The 17,806-nt window shown below is 53.1% G+C and carries 20 protein-coding genes; 6 read left to right on the forward strand and 14 right to left on the reverse strand.

Annotation, left to right across the window (positions count from 1 at the left end):
* Positions 1-48: 48 nt before the first annotated feature.
* Complete coding sequence (locus JJ917_15965) at positions 49-618, forward strand: site-specific integrase (GenBank protein MBO6700324.1); 570 nt, start codon at positions 49-51, stop codon at positions 616-618.
* 136 nt (positions 619-754) lie between these two features.
* Here the strand turns inward: JJ917_15965 and JJ917_15970 are convergent, their stop codons facing one another.
* From JJ917_15970 to JJ917_16015, 10 genes are all read right to left on the reverse strand, one after another.
* Positions 755-1,147 carry a DUF4345 domain-containing protein gene (locus JJ917_15970; protein ID MBO6700325.1) on the reverse strand — a complete coding sequence of 131 codons (393 nt, stop codon included), beginning with the start codon at positions 1,145-1,147 and terminating at the stop codon, positions 755-757.
* A 6-nt stretch (positions 1,148-1,153) separates the two neighbouring features.
* A complete protein-coding gene (msrB, locus tag JJ917_15975) occupies positions 1,154-1,693 on the reverse strand; it encodes a peptide-methionine (R)-S-oxide reductase MsrB (GenBank protein ID MBO6700326.1) in 540 nt (179 codons plus the stop codon).
* A 119-nt stretch (positions 1,694-1,812) separates the two neighbouring features.
* Complete coding sequence (locus JJ917_15980; protein ID MBO6700327.1) at positions 1,813-2,664, reverse strand: DUF4394 domain-containing protein; 852 nt, start codon at positions 2,662-2,664, stop codon at positions 1,813-1,815.
* Positions 2,665-2,784: 120 nt separating this feature from the next.
* Positions 2,785-3,342 (reverse strand): fasciclin domain-containing protein, encoded by a 558-nt coding sequence (locus tag JJ917_15985; protein MBO6700328.1) that lies wholly within the window; start codon positions 3,340-3,342, stop codon positions 2,785-2,787.
* Between the two features lie 171 nt (positions 3,343-3,513).
* Complete coding sequence (locus JJ917_15990; protein ID MBO6700329.1) at positions 3,514-4,236, reverse strand: anti-sigma factor; 723 nt, start codon at positions 4,234-4,236, stop codon at positions 3,514-3,516.
* On the reverse strand, positions 4,236-4,778 hold the full coding sequence (locus tag JJ917_15995; protein MBO6700330.1) for a sigma-70 family RNA polymerase sigma factor: 543 nt from the start codon (positions 4,776-4,778) through the stop codon (positions 4,236-4,238). The genes JJ917_15990 and JJ917_15995 overlap by 1 nt, the downstream gene beginning before the upstream one ends.
* Positions 4,779-4,948: 170 nt before the next feature.
* Positions 4,949-6,151, reverse strand: a complete 1,203-nt coding sequence (locus JJ917_16000; protein MBO6700331.1) for an EAL domain-containing protein — start codon at positions 6,149-6,151, stop codon at positions 4,949-4,951.
* A 536-nt stretch (positions 6,152-6,687) separates the two neighbouring features.
* A complete protein-coding gene (locus JJ917_16005; protein MBO6700332.1) occupies positions 6,688-7,347 on the reverse strand; it encodes an AAA family ATPase in 660 nt (219 codons plus the stop codon).
* 70 nt (positions 7,348-7,417) lie between these two features.
* Complete coding sequence (locus JJ917_16010) at positions 7,418-8,152, reverse strand: hypothetical protein (GenBank protein MBO6700333.1); 735 nt, start codon at positions 8,150-8,152, stop codon at positions 7,418-7,420.
* A 658-nt stretch (positions 8,153-8,810) separates the two neighbouring features.
* Positions 8,811-10,631 carry a hypothetical protein gene (locus JJ917_16015; protein ID MBO6700334.1) on the reverse strand — a complete coding sequence of 607 codons (1,821 nt, stop codon included), beginning with the start codon at positions 10,629-10,631 and terminating at the stop codon, positions 8,811-8,813.
* A 150-nt stretch (positions 10,632-10,781) separates the two neighbouring features.
* Here JJ917_16015 and JJ917_16020 point away from each other — a divergent pair, with 150 nt between their 5' ends.
* The 3 genes from JJ917_16020 (at position 10,782) to JJ917_16030 (ending at position 14,750) form a co-directional block, all read left to right on the forward strand.
* Positions 10,782-12,503: a hypothetical protein gene (locus JJ917_16020; protein MBO6700335.1), complete on the forward strand. Its 1,722-nt coding sequence runs from the start codon at positions 10,782-10,784 to the stop codon at positions 12,501-12,503.
* Entirely contained in the window at positions 12,500-14,197 is a 1,698-nt protein-coding gene (locus tag JJ917_16025) for a hypothetical protein (GenBank protein ID MBO6700336.1), read from the forward strand. Before JJ917_16020 ends, JJ917_16025 begins: the two co-directional genes overlap by 4 nt.
* 253 nt (positions 14,198-14,450) lie before the next feature.
* The gene (locus tag JJ917_16030; GenBank protein ID MBO6700337.1) at positions 14,451-14,750 is read left to right on the forward strand and encodes a hypothetical protein; all 300 of its coding nucleotides are present in this window, start codon (positions 14,451-14,453) and stop codon (positions 14,748-14,750) included.
* 216 nt (positions 14,751-14,966) lie between these two features.
* On the opposite strand, the gene JJ917_16035 is transcribed toward JJ917_16030, so the two are convergent.
* Both JJ917_16035 and JJ917_16040 read right to left on the reverse strand, forming a co-directional pair.
* Positions 14,967-15,164, reverse strand: coding sequence for a hypothetical protein (locus JJ917_16035; GenBank protein MBO6700338.1), 198 nt, complete (start codon positions 15,162-15,164; stop codon positions 14,967-14,969).
* 82 nt (positions 15,165-15,246) lie between these two features.
* Positions 15,247-15,576, reverse strand: coding sequence for a helix-turn-helix transcriptional regulator (locus JJ917_16040; protein MBO6700339.1), 330 nt, complete (start codon positions 15,574-15,576; stop codon positions 15,247-15,249).
* Positions 15,577-15,726: 150 nt separating this feature from the next.
* Here JJ917_16040 and JJ917_16045 point away from each other — a divergent pair, with 150 nt between their 5' ends.
* Positions 15,727-16,005, forward strand: a complete 279-nt coding sequence (locus JJ917_16045; GenBank protein MBO6700340.1) for a hypothetical protein — start codon at positions 15,727-15,729, stop codon at positions 16,003-16,005.
* A gap of 567 nt (positions 16,006-16,572) precedes the next feature.
* On the forward strand, positions 16,573-17,097 hold the full coding sequence (locus tag JJ917_16050; protein ID MBO6700341.1) for a hypothetical protein: 525 nt from the start codon (positions 16,573-16,575) through the stop codon (positions 17,095-17,097).
* Between the two features lie 4 nt (positions 17,098-17,101).
* Here the strand turns inward: JJ917_16050 and JJ917_16055 are convergent, their stop codons facing one another.
* On the reverse strand, positions 17,102-17,416 hold the full coding sequence (locus JJ917_16055; GenBank protein ID MBO6700342.1) for a HigA family addiction module antidote protein: 315 nt from the start codon (positions 17,414-17,416) through the stop codon (positions 17,102-17,104).
* Positions 17,388-17,672, reverse strand: coding sequence for a type II toxin-antitoxin system RelE/ParE family toxin (locus JJ917_16060; protein ID MBO6700343.1), 285 nt, complete (start codon positions 17,670-17,672; stop codon positions 17,388-17,390). The genes JJ917_16055 and JJ917_16060 overlap by 29 nt, the downstream gene beginning before the upstream one ends.
* Between the last annotated feature and the right edge of the window lie 134 nt (positions 17,673-17,806).

Below are 17,806 nucleotides of genomic sequence, written 5' to 3' on the forward strand. Positions count from 1 at the left end.
ATAATCAAATCAAATATTTGAACGAAATTATGATATTTGGGAGCTCGATTGAAACAGGCCCATGTGCTCAGTGAACACGAACTTCGACGTGTGCTTCACATGTGCACGACATCCAAGCATGGCGATCGCAATCGAATGGCGGTTTTGCTGTCGCATCACGCAGGTCTTCGTGTCGGCGAGATTGCCAGTTTGACCTGGGATCAAGTATTGGACGTCAACCGGGAAATCAGACGTTCGTTCTACCTGCTCGCCGCCAAAACAAAGGCGGGGGAAGCACGCGAGGTTTTTCTCAATGGAGTGCTACGTCGCGAGCTCACGCGGTTTTTGGATGGACAGCGGGTTCAAGCCGCTAAACCAGCGCCAATCATTCGATCTCAAAAAAATGGCGCGTTCTCGGCCAACAGCCTCTGTCAGTTGTTCGCTCGCATTTACCGACATGCGGGTGTCACCGGTGCCACATCACACAGCGGCAGACGCTGGTTTATCACAAACCTGGCACACAAAGGTGTCTCGCCCAAGGTCATCATGGAACTGGCCGGTCACAAGCAGCTCACCACCACCCAGCGTTACATCGAAGTCACTGGCGATATGAAGAGCAAAGCAGTTGGGTTGTTATAGCTCGTTCTGATTTGGTCGCGAACGACGGTTCGGCGGACTATGTGACGGGGCGGCGAGCCGCTCAGATTTGTACTAACGCTTTGTGCCAAAACGACTTTTGTGAAGTCGCCAAACGAGCTTTGATTATGGAGCTACTTCAGCGTTCACGAATGTGAGAATGACGACGTTGCACACTCCAAAACAAAAGCAATGGAACAGCTATGAGTTCCATCCCCAATCCGATTTGGTGGCCGATCGATGGCGCACCGTCGCTTGCCAGTGAAACCAGCCGCGCAAGACCGCCGATAAACGTAAGCGTGGCGAGTAGCTGGAAGCGTTGAAGCCAGTTCCCGATTCCGAGCGCAACGCTCCAATAGGCCAGGCCCATCGCGAGGAAGATGCCGGACAGGAACCGAAAATGACTTTGTGAGTCAGGGTTGGCCACCGATACGTCGAAGCCCGGAAACGCCAACCCGTAGAAGACACCGGCAGCCCCGGCACTGATCGGGATCAGCGCCAAGACAGCAACAGTGATGCGAAAGGCGAGCACGTTCGGTTAGACCGCGTTGCCACCTGCCGGCTCGAACCTGAGAGCCAAGCCGTTAAGGCAGTGGCGCTCGCCGGTCGGGTCTGGACCGTCGTCGAAGATATGGCCAAGGTGACCTTTGCAGCGTCGGCAGTGCACCTCAGTGCGCGGGATGAAGAGGGCGTTGTCTGGCTTGATGCGAATCGCGTCGTCGATCGCCTGCCAGAAGCTTGGCCAGCCGGTCTGGCTGTCGTACTTCGTCTCTGACGCATAGACCGGTAAGTTGCAGCCCGCACAATGATAGGTGCCGTCGCGTGTTTCATTGTTGAGTGGACTGGTAAAGGGTGTTTCGGTCTTCTCTTCGCGCAGAACCAAAAACTGGTTCTCGGTGAGACGTTCACGCCACTCGGCTTCGCTAAGTTCGATCTCATAGGCGTCACCGAAGTCGTTCAACTCTGAGTCCGCTTGGTCAGAAGCATCCAAGGCCGATCCAGACCGCAGCCAGTAGGCGCCAGTCGATCCAATGGCGATGGCGGCCGCGGAACCAAGAAGAAGTGTGCGTCTGTTCATTGGGATGGTCCTCCAAATGGTCGGGTGGAGCCCCACGCACTGCTAGACGTGCGCGGGGTCCCCCAAAGACCGCGCGCTGCGTAGGACGCGCGGATTGGTATCGGTGGAAAGGGGTAAGGTCACATGCCCTTGGATACGGCGAAGCTGCCAAAATCCGGGCTTCCCAAGTCGGCCAGCATGGTCGCTGCACCTGATTCCAAGTCGATCGTGTAGAGACCTGCGGTATCCTGCCCATCAATCTGCAGAATGGCGTAGGCTTCGTCAGCGCCTTCTTCGGGCGAGACGATATCAAAGCCGCCGACCGGCAGAATGTCGGCGGGCTCGCCGTCAATCGTGACCAAGCCGATCGTCTCAAGCGTGCCAGCATTGTTGGCCAAGCTCACCAGAGCGTTGGCACGAGCATCGAGCGCATACTGAAACGTGCTCTCAGCCGTCATGCCGTTGATCGCATTGGTGTAGGCGTTAGCGAAGATCAGAGGGTCAGCACCCTCAGAGACATCACCTTCAGCATAGAACAGGTCGGTGAAACGGCGTACCGAATTGGCCCGTTCATCCATGTCGCCAAAGCCGATCGGGAAGTAGACGAGATTGTCGCCCTCGCTTGAAACGGCTCGAACGGCGTCGATCGCATTGTTGAAGTCGAACGCCACAACTGCGTCAGCGCCGATCATGGCGTCGTCCATGAAGGTGGCATCTTGGTCCATGGTTTCACCGCTCATCGGGTCGATGACGACGATGCTGCCGTCGGCATACCCAACCAGTTTGCCGGTTACTGGGCGCCATGCGATAGAGCGCACGGGCGTGGACAACTCAACAGTCTGTGCCTCCCCTGGAGCGGCCAGGCTGCTCATCATGGTGAGGGATACACCATCGGCAGACAGCGCGTAGCCGGAGGTACCGGCATGGTGATCGGCAAGTGCGGGTCCGGCAAAGATGGCCAGGGCGGAAACGGAAATAAGAAAACGTGTCATGAGACTATCCTTGGGGGAAAGTGGGCGAAGGGGTCGCGTAAGCGCACAGGCGCCGGGTGACCCCGGCTCGGTCAGGCAAAAGGCCTGACAAGCCGGGGCGCTGGCCTAACGACGATGCGCTTATTCTGGGAGCAGAACGCCATCGACCACGTGAATCACGCCGTTCGATTGATCGACATCGGCAATGGTGACTTCAGCCGCGTTGCCGCTCTCGTCATAGATGTAGACGGAGCCACCGTTCATCTGCGCTGACAGCGCGTCACCAGACACGGTTTGCATGTGGAAGAAACCATCGCTGGAAGCGTTGATGCCTGCCATCAGGTCGGCAGCGGAGATGTCGCCGGCAACGACGTGCGCGGTGAGAATCTTCACCAGCATATCTTTGTTCTCTTCCATCAAAAGCGTTTCAACGGTGCCCTCAGGCAGTGCCGCAAACGCGTCATTGACCGGTGCGAACACCGTGAACGGGCCCTCACTGGAAAGCGTGTCGACCAAGTCGGCAGCCTGAACGGCGGCAACTAGCGTGGTATGGATCGGGGAGTTAACAGCGTTTTCGACGATGTTTCGTTCTTCCAGCATCGGTGCACCACCAACGGTTGGGTTCATGGCGTATGCTGCACCGGCGAAGGCCATTGTCGTGGCGGCTGCGGTCGCGAGAAGAGTCTTTGAGAAAGTCATTGGTTCGTCCTTTGTTGATGTCTGGGGTAGACACAAACAAGGACGGGACGGCTGGTGGGAAAGTTTCAGCGTGGCCGAAAAAATCTGATCATTTTACCCGGTAGAATCGCTAGCTCTCTGATAACAGTCACGAAAATCGGCCGAAATAAATTCGGAAATGATCGGTCACGATTAAGTCTGCAGAGCAGCAAGTGGGCTGACCGCCAGAATGTCGCCGGTTGGTTGACCGGTGGGCGATCCGCCGTTCGGCTCATCGCTGATTGCAAGATCTGTTCCGATGTTGAGCTGACTGGCCAAGCTTTCATCGACCGCAATCTCGACCCTTTCTCCCGAGGGGAGCGTACCCAGCGAGACCGGGGGTCTATCCGGTGCGATCAGCCACAGCTCAAAATCGCGGTCTGCGGCGGGCTCGCCGGATGCACGGGTCAAGACAAGCGTTGCCGAACCCGGCTCGAAGTACGCTGCAATGCTCAGTGAGCCCCCTTCGTTCTGCAACTGCGCAATGAAGGCCTGGCCCTCGGTCCGTGGACCAAAGCTTGGCAGGTAAACGGCCAAAGCCAAGAACAGCGCCGCAGCCGCGGCAACAGCAGAAAAGCTCCGCCAAAACCACAAGCTGCTTAACCAACCCGAATTTGCCTCTTGTGATGAAGCGTCTGCGAACAGCCGCGTCTCAATCGCTGCAAGCGCACCGGATGGTGGTGCTACGGGCTCGAAATCGTCGGCGAGCGGAAGGAAGGTCTCATCCCACGAAGCAACAGTTGCACGCAGCGCCGGTTCATCGCGAAGCCGTTGTTCGAAGGCTTGGCGCTCCGCCGCATTGAGAAGGCCAAGAGCGTACTCGGCGGCGAGAGCTTCATCGTCGGGTTGGCCGAGGAGGTTTGGATCGGTCACCATCACGCCCCCTCTATACAGGTCTTGAGCTTCGCAAGGCCGCGTCGCAGCCAAGTGCGTACAGTATTAAGTGGCACGTCGAGCTTGTCAGAAATTTCCTGGTAGCTGTCGCCGAGAACGTAAGCGTCGCGAACGGCGAGTGCCTGTTTGCTCTCAAGCTCCTTAAGGCAGCGCGTAAGCTGCTCACCAAGCGATGTGTTCAATGCCTCTTGCTCGGGGTTCTTTGCTGGATCAGCAGGCTCAGACACATCATCAATAGGTGCTGAAGCAGGCGTGTGTGCGCGCATGAGATCAATGGCATGGTTGCGCGTCAGCACCACCAGCCAACCCATCGGGCTATGCTGACTGCCGGCAAATGCCGGGGCTTTTTGCCAGATTTTGACGTAAACCATCTGAAGGGCGTCTTCCGCATCGTGTCTGTTCTTTAACAGACGAAGCAACACGCCAAAAAGTTTCGCACTGGTCTCAGTGTACAGAGAGCGAAACGCCTCGCGATCGCCAAGGGCAACGCGCGATAGCAGTGCCCGAAGGTGATCGGCGTTCATAGGCTACGATGCTTTCGATAGATCAGCATCTTGTCTGTATGGCATCCGATGACACCGAAAGCGAGCGCCCGCGTTGGCATTAAGCTTCTGTAGCAGACAGCAACAAAGCCAGTTTTCGAACAACGATTGTTTTTGGATTTTGGAATGATTTGGGTTGTTCAACCTGTCGACTAACCTGCTATGCGCGCGTCACTGATTTGGCCTAGATGTGCCTCAATGGGGTTTGGTCTACCGAGCAAGAAGCCCTGGCCGGCAAAGATACCCAATCCCTTTAGTGTATCGCGCTCCGCATTCGTTTCGATGCCTTCAGCAATTACCTTTATGCCCATCTCGCGCGCAAACATTACCATGCCCGCAGCAAGCGAACGTTTGGCGTTGTCGCTGTCAATACCGCGCACCAAACTCATGTCCAGTTTTATGACATCCGCGTTCAACTGGATGATGTGGGTGAGGCTGGCATAGCCTGCACCGGCGTCGTCGACCGCAAGCTTCAAGCCACGCTCGCGCAACGGTTGCAATGCCCTCAAGAGTGCCTGGTAGTCCCGTACTTGCGAATGCTCGGTGATCTCGAGCATTAACCGGCTAAGATCCCGCCGGCCTGCGAAGAGGCTCTTGAACGTGTCGGTCATGACGTTGTCCGGCGAAATGTTGAGTGACACATAAGCGCTGTCCGTGATCAACTTTATTTGGTCGAGTGCTCGTTGGATCGCCAAGCATTCCAGCTTAGTTCCCAACCCGACACTTTGAGCATCACTGAACCATAGATTGGGTGGCCGATAGGGCTCTGAGCTGAACCGCGATAGGCTTTCAAAACCTTGGATTGAGCCGTTGGACAGGCTCACAATGGGCTGAAAAACAAGCTGAAACCGATCGGTTTCGATAGCCGCTTCGATGGCCTGTTTTTTGGCGTCGAGCTGACGTTCGTGCTTGATACGCTCGGCAACACGCTCGGCCGCAAGGTCGGCGAACATGCGCATAGTGTTGAGGTCGCGCTCGTTGAGCGAAGGGTTGGGCTTCGCACTCAGGCAGCAGAACATACCGTAGACCTCACCGTCCGGCAGTCGCAGCGGAATGGACATATGCGACCCTATTGGCACCATCTTGGTGATCGGCATCGCAAGTGCAAAATCATTGTCTCCCGTATCGGGGATCAGCTCAGGTAAGCGGCCTTCCACGATGTGTTTGCAGTAAACATCATCGAGTGACTTGCGGTCGCCCGGTTTCGCCAGCTCTTCAAGGCCCGGCGCATCGACAAGTTCAAAAACTGAGTCGTTACCATCAATCCGGGAAAGGTAAGCGACATCCATATTGAGATGCTGGCGAACAGCCGAGAGCGCCCGCTGGAGTGAAAGTTTGGATGCATCACCGGCCATTGGTAGTGCTGACTGAGACAATAAATTGGCCCCCTAGAGTTCCAAGCCCGTTGGATTCGGACCCACTGATCGACGCATATGCAGATTGTGTTGAGCCGACCCCAAATGAAGCATTGTTGTCCACGAGGACTTAATTTTACTTGAACGTATTGCAACTTTGCTGCCGCTAAACGACCCAGCAGAACAGAAGCGTTGGCTGCTATGCCGGTGAAGTCGATTGGGTGCGTCACGCTTCTCTCAACCGAGTTTCGAGTTCGTGTCCCGTTAGCGGCTAATGGACAGACTTGGCTAATTACTTAAGGGGGTGAACATGGCTCCATTATTGCTAATCTTGGAGCAAATGATGAGACTAAAGAATGGACGCCTTACCGATGATGCAAATCGGGTCGTGAAGGATATCTAGCGCCAGACCCAGCGCCAGGTTTTCGCAGAAGAGCGGAACATCGGCATGCTCGCGGAGAATAAGAGTAGGCTTTAGCTCTCAATACATTGCGCGCTCGTAAGCGCGCAACCGAAAGTTCTGCTGTTGGATGGCCTCAAGCCACTGCACTGACTCCTTGGTCAGCTCGTCGTTTCTCAATGACGAGCTTCTCAAGAGCCCTAATTAAAGACCGTATGCTGCCGTTTGTTGCCTTGAGAACGCGTCGTAGGTGTTGCTCATCAATGTTAATGCCCTCTTCCGCGACAATAGCTTGCGCCCTTCCCAACCAATCATCTGAATTTGCCGCGGCCATCTCCACAACATCGCAGCGATCGCGCAAACCGCCGTCAACGTTGTGCAGATTGTTAGTTGTGAAGAAAAAACTGACGTCGTCTCCATAACCGTCGATCATCGGCCGAATCCGATGCTGAAGTTTCTGATCAAGCTGATCGATTTCATCGATGATCCAAATTGTATGCTCATCGCTGCTAAAAAGGACGGCGCTCGATCGAAAACACTTAACGCCGTCGATCATCTTGGCCGTGACGTCTGATGCATGGTTCCGTTTGATGCTAAAATCACCCAGGCTGCCTTTCCGATCTCTGGCAATAATTTGGGCGGCTGTTGTTTTGCCGGTGCCATACTGACCAAAGAGGATCAGGCTGCCACTACACCTCTTGGCAACGTGGTCAGAAAGCTGTTTTTCGACGTCGGCGCTTGTAAAGACAAGATCGTCAAACGATCTTGGTGCATACTTTGTTGCAAATTTGTTCATGTGTAATCTCCTTAAGTATGGGGGCGTTTGAGCAGCCTCATGCCGCTCAAACGCTGCCTTTCAGGTGCTCTTAGGCCGCCTTTGACTCAGTGGCGGCGACGGCATCAGAGATGGCTTTGGTGACCTTGTCCGACTGATCTCGCGCGTTGGATACGATCTTCAGGGCTCCGGCCTTGTCGGCAATATCCTTGCCAGCAACTGCAAGAACGGTGTTGACCAAGCTGATCTTCGCCGAGCCGTAGACGATGGACATTTTGCCATTGGCCTCTTGACGCACCAGGGCGACGGCGAACGCGTTTGTGCTGTCGGATGACGGCTTAAGGCGGTCATTGCCTTTGAATGCATTGCAGATAGGCTTACTGTTGCTGAGCTCTTGCTCTGCCAACTCGCGGCAACGTTCCGGGGTGAGCCGAGCTTCGCCGTTTGCAGGCGTACGTCGAATCTCCTCAATGCCACCGCGTTCATAGACAAAAACCGACATACTTTGGTCTGATGGCTTCTCGAAACGAGCAACGTTCAGAACCTTTACATAGGCCATTTGCCGCTTGCACATATCGCCAAAAACTGCACGAACGATTTGAGTTTCTAAGCTCGTGTTGGCTTTGACCGTGTAACCTTCAGCTTGCAAATACTCTTTGAGCTGCCTGATTGCCGCTCGATTGCTGCGCAAGTGCACGCCATAATCATAGCAATCTCCAAGCAAATCATAAAGTTCGTCATTGCTGGCTTTGAATGTACCTCCTTCCCACTTTTTGCGCTTTGCGATTAATTGGCTGATATTTGTATTGCTTTTTAGTTTCGTCATTTTTTTCTCCTTTATATAACGATATTATGCATAGTAAAATTGGACGCAATTGTTGCGTTTTTTATGCATCACTAGAACATAAATCATCTATTCAATGGAAGTAAATATAATTCTGAGAATGTATATAAATTATAATAATTTCCCAATTTACTGTAATTTTCTACATAAAGGATAAAATCGGTCGAAAACAGTCGATCGTTTAGCTTTTGGTGGGCTTTCTATATCGTGTAGTGTTTGTGTTAGAGCACACTGTGCAATGACCGTGGTTTTTCACCATTGTTCAATGATTGGTTGCACAGTTTGTAGCGCATAATGTCTTGCCAACAGTAACTTATTGAAATTGCGGTACAAAATTATAGTGCAATCCATCATAATCCGCGTGTCGGGGGTTCAAGTCCCTCCTCCGCTACCATTTTTCTTTATATATTACAGCTAGTTAGGTCTGGCGATCTACGCGCGTGTCTGCGTGCGGAGCACCCGGGGTTGCATTCTGGGTTTCAAATGCGTGCGCTTGAATGGGGTAGATTGCTTCGAATTGGCAAGTAACGCGGGAAGCGATCGTTGGAGGCTTGGCCGTTTGAATGCCGCCCAATCCCCCAAGCTGCTCTCAGCGGCTACACCATAAAAGGCAAGCTGGCGCGGGTCAGGCATTTACGATTCAATCTGCCGAAGCTTTGGAAGCCTCTCTCATAGAACTGTCCAGATACCATTGAACAAGCTTAGAAAGGCGATCTTTGCTGAAGGTTTCGCGTTCTGCAATTAGCTGGTCGAACTCATGGCGAAGCGTCTTGAGCCATTCAAACTCGTCGGCCAGTTCGCGCTCAAGGCGACCATGTTTGTATCGATTTCGTAGCGCCATGAAGACCTGATGCTGAGCAGATGCTGAAAGCGATGCCGCGCGTTCTGCAAACTCCGCCGGATCGGTCTTGGCCAGTATAGGCGCAAGCGAAAAACCGTCCTCCGAGCTATCGTGATGCAGCATGCCATGCACAAACTTCTGATTATCACTCTCCATTAAATCGAGGAGATGGACAGCGGCACTTTTGAGCATTGTATCGAATGCGGCAATGCGTTGCGCTTTCAGATGCTCGTAGATTTCTGCGAAGAAGTCCTCGTCTTGCCCATGATAGCCAAGACTATCATAGGCATCAGTTTCGAAGGATGACTGGTTGGTGTCCAGCGCCCTAAGTCGATCCTCGGACAAGAGATGGTCGATGTAGTCCTTTGCCGATTGAACGACATCGTGAAGGTTTCCCTTCAAGAAACCGATCTCCTGAAGCCAAACACGCTGCGTAAAAACGTGCAGCAAAACGCCAGGAACCTCGTACTCACGGGTAGCGTATTTTTCTTCCATCCGCGCGGCCGCCACCTCCAGGAGTTCGTCATCAACTTCAACTCCATGCCTGAGAATGCGCCATTCCGGCTCGTCATCCACGCTAGAAAACTTGTGGTGAGAGTTGAGATGCTGGGTGATCGCGTCCTTGTCAAAATGCACGTCGAAGACAGTGGCCACCAGAAGACGGTTGGATAGGATGTTGTTGTAGGGATAGAAGCCGTCATAGCGTTTTGACATTGCTTCAAGCGGATTGTCCGGGAGGTCACCTTGTGCGTTCTGTCGGCGCATAGCTGCCGCCAAGCCGCTTTCCCTCGCCAATAAGTCGCTGGCTGTGAGGCGACCTGTTTTCGCTTCAAGCGCGACCACGAAGAAAAATGTAAACAGCTCTACCAACGAGTCTGATCGCTCAGCATGGCGTTGTTCAAGTAGGCTGTAGAGGCTCTCAAAATCCCACAAAGCTTGCTGAAGAACCCTAAGGTTTTGAGCTTCGGAAGCATCGTATAGCCTCATGAGCAGAGACTGCTGGTTTGTCAAAAAGCCTTTGCAGCTCTCGTTTTCGATTTGGGTGAAAAAGTGTTGAAGCGCCTGTTCTGTGGACGGTTTGACACGCAGAGTCCGGCCAACCAGCTTTTCTTTGGTTCGCTGAAATGAGGCGGGATCGCGAATTTCATCGTCGTTACAGATGATGATCACGCGACGACCGGCATGCTCGATAAACCGGTTGAGATATCCCATCACTGTCTGAATTGGCAGGTGTTCGCTGATCCTTTCCAAGTCATCGAAGACAAAAACAGCATCGACCGCGGTGTTCAAGAACTCTGATGCTTTGAGGTCGATATTGAATCCAAACTTGCTGAGAACGCTTGCGCCAATTGCAGTCGATGCTTTGGCTAGCTTTGAGTCGAATACTGGGTAAACGGCGTTCAAAATTGCTGCATCGAAATCATCTTTACTCGAAACGCCGTACAAGCTGATGTAAATGGATTTGTTAGCTTCGCCTAACGAATGTCGGAAGCGTTCGATCAAATATGTTTTGCCAATGCCCCAAGAACCAGTGACAAGGACAGCATAACCGGGATCGACGTCAGAAACCGCATACTTCAAGAGTGTTTCTAGCAGCGCTGCGTTGGGGTCGGTGGCCATTTATCCGAAACTTTCATATTCTCGCCGCATGAAGCCTCTCGCGATAATTTCTGAATTCGTAGAATTACTTTCTACAGTGCCATTTCACGGTATAAGCTATTCTAGGGCCAAATTCTGATCGGCCCGCAAGTGCAAACTGAGCTCGTTCTGATGTGCGATCAAGACAGCATCGCTTCGACTTTGACGGATGCCGAGAAAGAAGGTCGGCTTATTGATGCTCTGGTTTCAGTGGAACTGAACGCTGAGGGCACAGTCGTAGAAGATGTGCTCAGCCAACTGCACAATGACGGCAGAATTGATCTGGCTTCAGATGTAAACTTGGCTGCTATCCATGCACTTGATCAGCGCCATTTCTGGGACGTTTTTCATCCACTTTATAAATCCATATCAACGCTGCGCTGCGAGTATCGGGAGATACTGGGGCTGGTCAATGCGCTAGTGACCAAAGCCGGAAATGATGGTGCGGCAGGCATGCCAAACATCGCTCTCGTTAGCTGGTCACAAAACAACTCGACTGAAGCAGAGAAGATTGTCGACGGTATAAGACAAGGTGACAAGCTTTGCTTGGAGCATGGCCTTTTCGCAATTATCGGGCTGGGTGATGAGCGCGTCTGCTTAGACCTCATGCAGTCATCCAACCACAGCGAAAAGATACTAGGTCTTCGTGCTCTTGGCCGCTTGGAAACAATTGAAGTCGATACAATCAAAAAGGGTGTTGATGCGTCCTACGCGATTATTGACCAAGAGACGGACGAGCACTTGCGACTTGCAGCCATTGAAGCTGCATTTCGTTTCTGGGAGAAACTCGGTCATTCGCAGCCGTTTCGCCAGATCGAGATTATCGAACGTGTTGGCAGACAAAGAAACGTGCGTGAGTTGACGGCCTTATCCGGCGCTCTCTTCTACCACAAAGCCGGCTTACCTAGAGAGACCATCAACGCAGTTTTAGATTTGCTGGCGGCGACTCCATCGAACAGTGATGCCACGCTTCAAAATCTTGATCATGCAATTACAAATGATGATGAGCGCTGGGAATTCGAGAAGATAGCGTCTGTGTTTGCCTATTGCATTACAACGCTCGAAAACCAAGCTGATGAACGGAGCTACCATGGTTTCCGCGCTATGGTTTGGAGCGACCCCGCAAACGCATCCTATCTCTTCTCCGAATGGCTCAGCAGCGGTCAGTTTGGGCCTTGCTCATTCCTGTCTCAACTCGCCGCTTCAAGCGACAAAGATGTCCAGGTGTCAATTCTAAAACGACATTTGCCAGAAGATGGAGACGTTCAAAAATTCATGGTCAGAAAGAGCATTGGCTTCTTGTGGCACCATGAAGTGACGGCAGCGTTGGTTTTGCTCAGCGTCGTCAAAAACGGTAAAGCCGCCGCACGCACACTTGCCGAAGACCTGCTGTTTAATCCGCTTCTTTTGAGCTACGGCGGCAAATTGCGGGATTACCTTGAAACACAGCGCAACAGTAAATCCAAAAGGGTTGCGGACTGCGTCTCTCGTATTCTGGCAAAGCATGATGAACATCTTGCCGGGATCGAGTGTGTAGAGGACCTCATAGAATTACGGCCCTCAATTGATCAACGTCGTGCGGCAGCGGTAAAAGACCAGGAACGTCGCCGAGAAATTGAAAAAGGGGCACACGAACGCTCAATCTTGTCCAGTTTAGTGACGCACGAGACATTGCTTTACGGCAGGAAAAGTCTGTCAATTATTCAAGGCGGTGATGGAGCAAAATACCCCAGTGTCACGGAACTTTCCGAGTTCTCCTTCAGTATGGAGGTGCCTCGGCTTTCAGTATTTGACCCTGTAGGTTTCAGCGAAAGGCTGACGGTTTTGCGTGCCATGAAGCGGAAGTCGGAATGAAGATTATCCTGAAAGAGTATCTTGCATCGCTCAAAGAGCGCGGCGAGCTGGATAAGTCTGTACTGCCCAACCTGCTCGCAGAGATTGGCTTGCGCGTCTTGAACACGCCAATGATTGGCACGCGCCAGAATGGTGTGGACATTGCCGCTGTTGGCAAAGTCAAAGGAGAAGACACAGAGAAGCATCTCTACCTCTTTTGCATCAAAGCCGGAAACATCAATCGTAACGATTGGGATGGCGGTCCACAGTCCGTACACGCCGAACTCAACGAAATACGCGAGGTTTATCTGCGTGCCAACGTAGCAAGCGAGCATGCAGATTTACCGGTTAAAATCTGCCTTTGTTGCGGCGGCGAAATTGAAGAGACGGTCTTGATGAACTGGGCCGGTTACACTCAGAGTCAGCAAACTGACACGATCCGTTACGAGGAATGGAACGGAGATCGACTTGCCGATCTCATGATGCGTTGCCTTCTTGCACGTGAGCTGCTGGAAGAAGAACACCGGCGGAACTTCCAAAAGGCGGTCGCGATGGTGAATGAGCCGAGCGCCTGCTATGAGTATTCAAGCTTGTTTCTCCTTGGACTCTTATCCGAGACTGGTCTTACTCCTAAGGCTCAATTGTTGCGGCTTCGGCAGTCTTACATCTGTCTAAATGCGGTGACAGCTTGGGCGATTGAGGCAGACAATCTCGAAAGTATCTATCGGATCTCCGAGTTGGGTGTTTTGGTCTGTTGGCACGTTGTCAATTCGCAACCTGGCAGGACAAAACCGACCAAGCATGATCAAGCTCTGAATGTGCTTCTCGACCAGTACGTCAAACTCTATCTGAGTTGTTCAGAGCGGTATTTGAGCAAGACCGCACACAAACATTGTGGCCGTCTCCATGCCTTGTCTGCCGCCGTTCAATCCCGAGAAGCCGTAGACGTCAATCTTGCGCTGTTCGAACTGCTAGGGCGTCTGGCAACTAACGGTCTTTGGACAGCTTTTCTTTCTCAGAATCTTTCTGGAAACTCCGACGAACTCTCGCGGGCATTTGCAGAAAACACCAATCGTACGCTCGATACCCTGGTGGAACTCATCAATTCGAATCCTACGCTGAACTCGCCGTTCAAGGACGACCACATGATCGAGATTTGCTTGGTCATGTATCTTGCGCAACTGACGGGATCGACCTCAAGGTTCGCTCCTTGGATCATGACTATTGCGAACCGGACGACGCTAGCTCTCGTAATCAACTCGCACTACCCAATATGCCAGCGCGACTACCGCGATCTGCTCAACCATCCTGGCAAAGCTGACGCGGCATACCGCAAAGAGGTCTGTAGTGGCAGCGTATTATATCCTTACTTGTTCGTCTGGCTCCATCAGCTTGGGGATGACGCCGACAAAGAGGAGTTCGTTGACAGGCTTGACGAATTTCTACCGGATTGTACGCATCAAGCCTGGTTGCCCGATGAAGACACCGACACCGGTATTTGGTTGGGCGATACGGACAGTGGAGTTTGCGTGACCGACTTGTCCGCCAGCAAAGGCTTCACCCATGTTGCAGAAGTGCTGAACCTCGCCATCGAACAATGCACTGATATCAATGAAATCGGCGCCGTTAGGTCAGGTTTAAGTGTGCTGTTCCTGACAGCGTGTCGGCATCATCGATTGCCCATCCCACCCCACTTCTGGATACTAAACAACTGAAGCAAGGCGAGTTTATCGGGCGAAGTGATTGAGGCCGTTGAATTGAGCTCGTAGACTTCGGGTAAAAGAAGCCAAATAATACGCCTCTGACAAACACTGTGTGATGTACCACGCCATGCCGACGATCAATCACTCCGATGGTGCAACGTTCTGCCAGATCAAAGCCAACAGTGACGAGGGCCATTATACCGGTATTCTAAATTACAAGACGTTTGAGGTCGGCAGAATATCAGGTGTCGACCCGGATTCTGTAATGTCGCAATTCCAAGCGATCTGCGATTTGATCGACGGTCAGGGCGCTATGGTTCGTCGCGGCGTCATACTGCTCGGCTATCACAATGGAGCGTTTCGCGGCGAGGTCTTGCTTGTAGATGGCGAAGTGCTTGGCGAATGGCAATCAGACGAAATGGAATGGTGCCATTTCACGCCAACTGACTCCGATGAAGTCAAGTTCAGCGCGCCATCCCCTTGGATGCTGCATGATGAAATTGCCGACCGGTGGGACGGCGAAGGTGACTCTGACGAAGGCAGTATCCGACGAGACAGTCCTTAGGGCAGTAGCATGTGTTTCTGGCACTTGCGGAATCGCAAGTGATTGAGCTCTGTTGAATGGACCGTTAAAATATCATTGCAAGGCCGCCCCTCAGTCATCGAGCTATGTCGGCCCTGTCGTCAATGACTGACGATGCCGAAGCAATCAGCTGAAGTCACCTAAGGACCGTTTGCTTCGCAGACAGCCTTGGCAATAACAATCCTGATTGGTCGGGTTTCACTTAAGGACTTGTCGCGCTTCTTTCTCCCCAGCCGATCCTTTGACCCAGCTCCATGGTGCGCGCGGCTTGTGCAGCTTCGCCAGTTCGGGGTGTTTTTTCGGTTCACGGGCTGCTGCGCGTAGACGTTCGCGAGCTTCGCGCGGGTCGAGCTTGAGTTCCTTGCAGAGCTGCTTGAGCGTGATGATATCGGCCATTGATCGTCTCCTTGGTTGGGTTGGACGATCATTCCAATAAGATGACCTAAGAAGGCGTGTCAGGGAAAAGCCTGGAACGACTTCAGTCAATCAAGGCGGACAGCATTTTGCTTGCCCTCACCAGCTGCTCGCCATTCATTCGCGACAACGTGGTGTGGATCTTTTGAAGCGTGTGGCCACGTTCACTGTCGGAAATTGCAACCAATCCTAATCCGAAGAAAACGACTTCCGGCACACTTAGTACATCGGCAAGCTTTTCGATGGTCGGGAAAGATGGGGAAGCGATACCTCTTTCGACCTTGCTGATCATCTCAGTTGAGACGCCAACGCGCTCGGCCAATTCTGCTTGGGTCAGGTTTTTCGCTTTGCGCTGGTGGCGCAAGTTCGCGCCGAATGTTTGGGTAAGTGCCAAGGCCGTTCCTCCGAGCTGACCAAGACTCGGTCACGGCATCGACACCTCGAAGGAATTCACACTGCGAATATCCTGCATTTAGTAATACAGTTGCGATTATTGCAGATACTGTCTTATTGATACGGTATGATGCAAGGCGTCTTTGACTTCATGCGGAGCTATCCAGGCGTTCTATCGTTCGCCGTGCTGTTTGGCTTGGTGGGCCTCTGGCAGCTCTGGCGCTTTCGCCTCAAACCCCTGTTCATCCCGAAGGCCGACATCGATTGCATGGTCGATGCGCTGATCGCTGAACATGGAGAGCGCGCTGAAGATGTAGCGATGATGGAGGAAGATCGCGCGTGGCGTCGGAGCAAGGCGTTGAAGCAAGGCATCTGGCGTCGGGTGCGACGTGAGCTATGGCGCAGGTACGACGCGGGCGAATGGAAGTAGCGTCTGTAACCAATCCAGCCGGGAGACAGTCTTAGGCGCCTGCGGCAGCGTTGCGTTGGCTCCCACGTATGTCGTCTCGGCACACAGGAGAGCCAGCAGCACCATTCACGCTGATATCCGATGTCGCCTACCGGAGAGCGCCTCAGCGCGCCTCCTGGGTCGAACATGAGCGTCGATACTCTGCTAGCATTGTCAGCTTGTGTCCAAGGTCGCTGGCGTGTCTCTTTCAACGCTGAATACATGCTTAAACACCCACTTTGCCACCCAACCGACACCCAGCATGAACGACCACTGAAAACAGATAGGTTGGAGCTATTGATTAAGTTGGCTAATTCGCGGCGGCCTGGGGTCTGATACGCTGATCATTGATCAGCGTGTCCGTCTTGACGTTCAAGAATGGCCTAAATGGGTGTTCGTGCGACCAGTCGACCACAAGGGGAATGGGGGATAGCGTTTTTTTATGCGCGACCTCTCCATGCGCGGACAAGCACACATATCGACTGCTAAGGTTTTGGACCTATAGCCGCTTTCCATTGTACATCAGTGCCGATCAACTTGGAGTGCCACATGGCATCAACGACTTCGCTCTTAGGGGCTGCCGGCGAGCACTTCATCATGGGTGAGTTGCTGAGGAGAGGGTACATCGCGGCCCTTGCCCCTCAAGGTGTCCCCAACACCGATATTGTCGTTACCGATCTAACCGGTCATCGACTCTGTACCATCCAAGTGAAGTCCAGACGCGATCTTGGTGCCGACGGTGGATGGCATATGAAAGCCAAGCACGAAGACATCCTGGGCGAACGGTTGTTTTACTGCTTCGTGGACTTCGGCAAGTCACCTGAAGATCGGCCATTGGTGTTCGTGATGCCTAGTTCGACGGTTGCAAGAGTGCTGGCCGAGTCTCACGCCGCTTGGCTGTCAAATCCGGGAAAGGGCGGCCACCAGAGAAAGCAAACCGCGATGCGCCGTCTCGTTCCCGACTATACCTATGCTTTTAAGCCGCAGCCTAACCCGTATCCACAGGGGTGGATGGATGAGTACAGGAATGCTTGGCATTTGCTTGGGCTGGATGAAGCCGATCAAAGCTTCTGAGCGATCACGCCGCCCTCGGCTCGATCGTGCTCAAATCGCCTTCAATCTCTCGGCGGCGTTCCATTAGGTCATAGTCGGCTTGCAAGCCGAGGAAGAACCCTTCCGACATGCCGAAATAGCGGGCGAGCCGCAGATCGGTGTCGGCGGTCATCGCGCGCTTCCCGAGGACGATTTCATTAATCCGGCGCGGGGGGACATGGACAGCTCGGGCCACCGCGTTCTGGCTGAGGCCCATCGGCTTCAGGAACTCCTGAAGCAAGATCTCGCCGGGATGCGGGTTCGGCAGAAGCTCAGTCATGGTAGTCAACGATTTCGACATTGTGCGGTCCTCCGTCCTGCCATTCGAAGCAGATGCGCCACTGGTCATTAATCCGAATGCTATGCTGCCCCTTGCGCTCACCCTTAAGGGCTTCGAGCCGGTTGCCGGGCGGTATGCGCATATCCTGCAAGACGCGCGCCTGATTGAGCATGCGCAGCTTGCGCAGCGCCACCGACTGAATGTCCGGCGGCAGCTTGCGGCTCCGCCGTCCTGACCAGATGAGTTCCGTTTCGGGGTCGGCGAAGCCTTGGATCATGACGAAATATAACGCAAGGCGTTATATAACGCAATACGTTATGCCAGAAAGAAAAGAACAGGGAGCTGGGTGATAAGATTTCTTACGGTGAACCGCCAATAGCCAGATCGGCCGTTCGCCAACTACCAAGGTTT

Source organism: Hyphomicrobiales bacterium, from assembly GCA_017642935.1.
Classification (GTDB): Bacteria; Pseudomonadota; Alphaproteobacteria; order Rhizobiales; family MH13; genus MH13.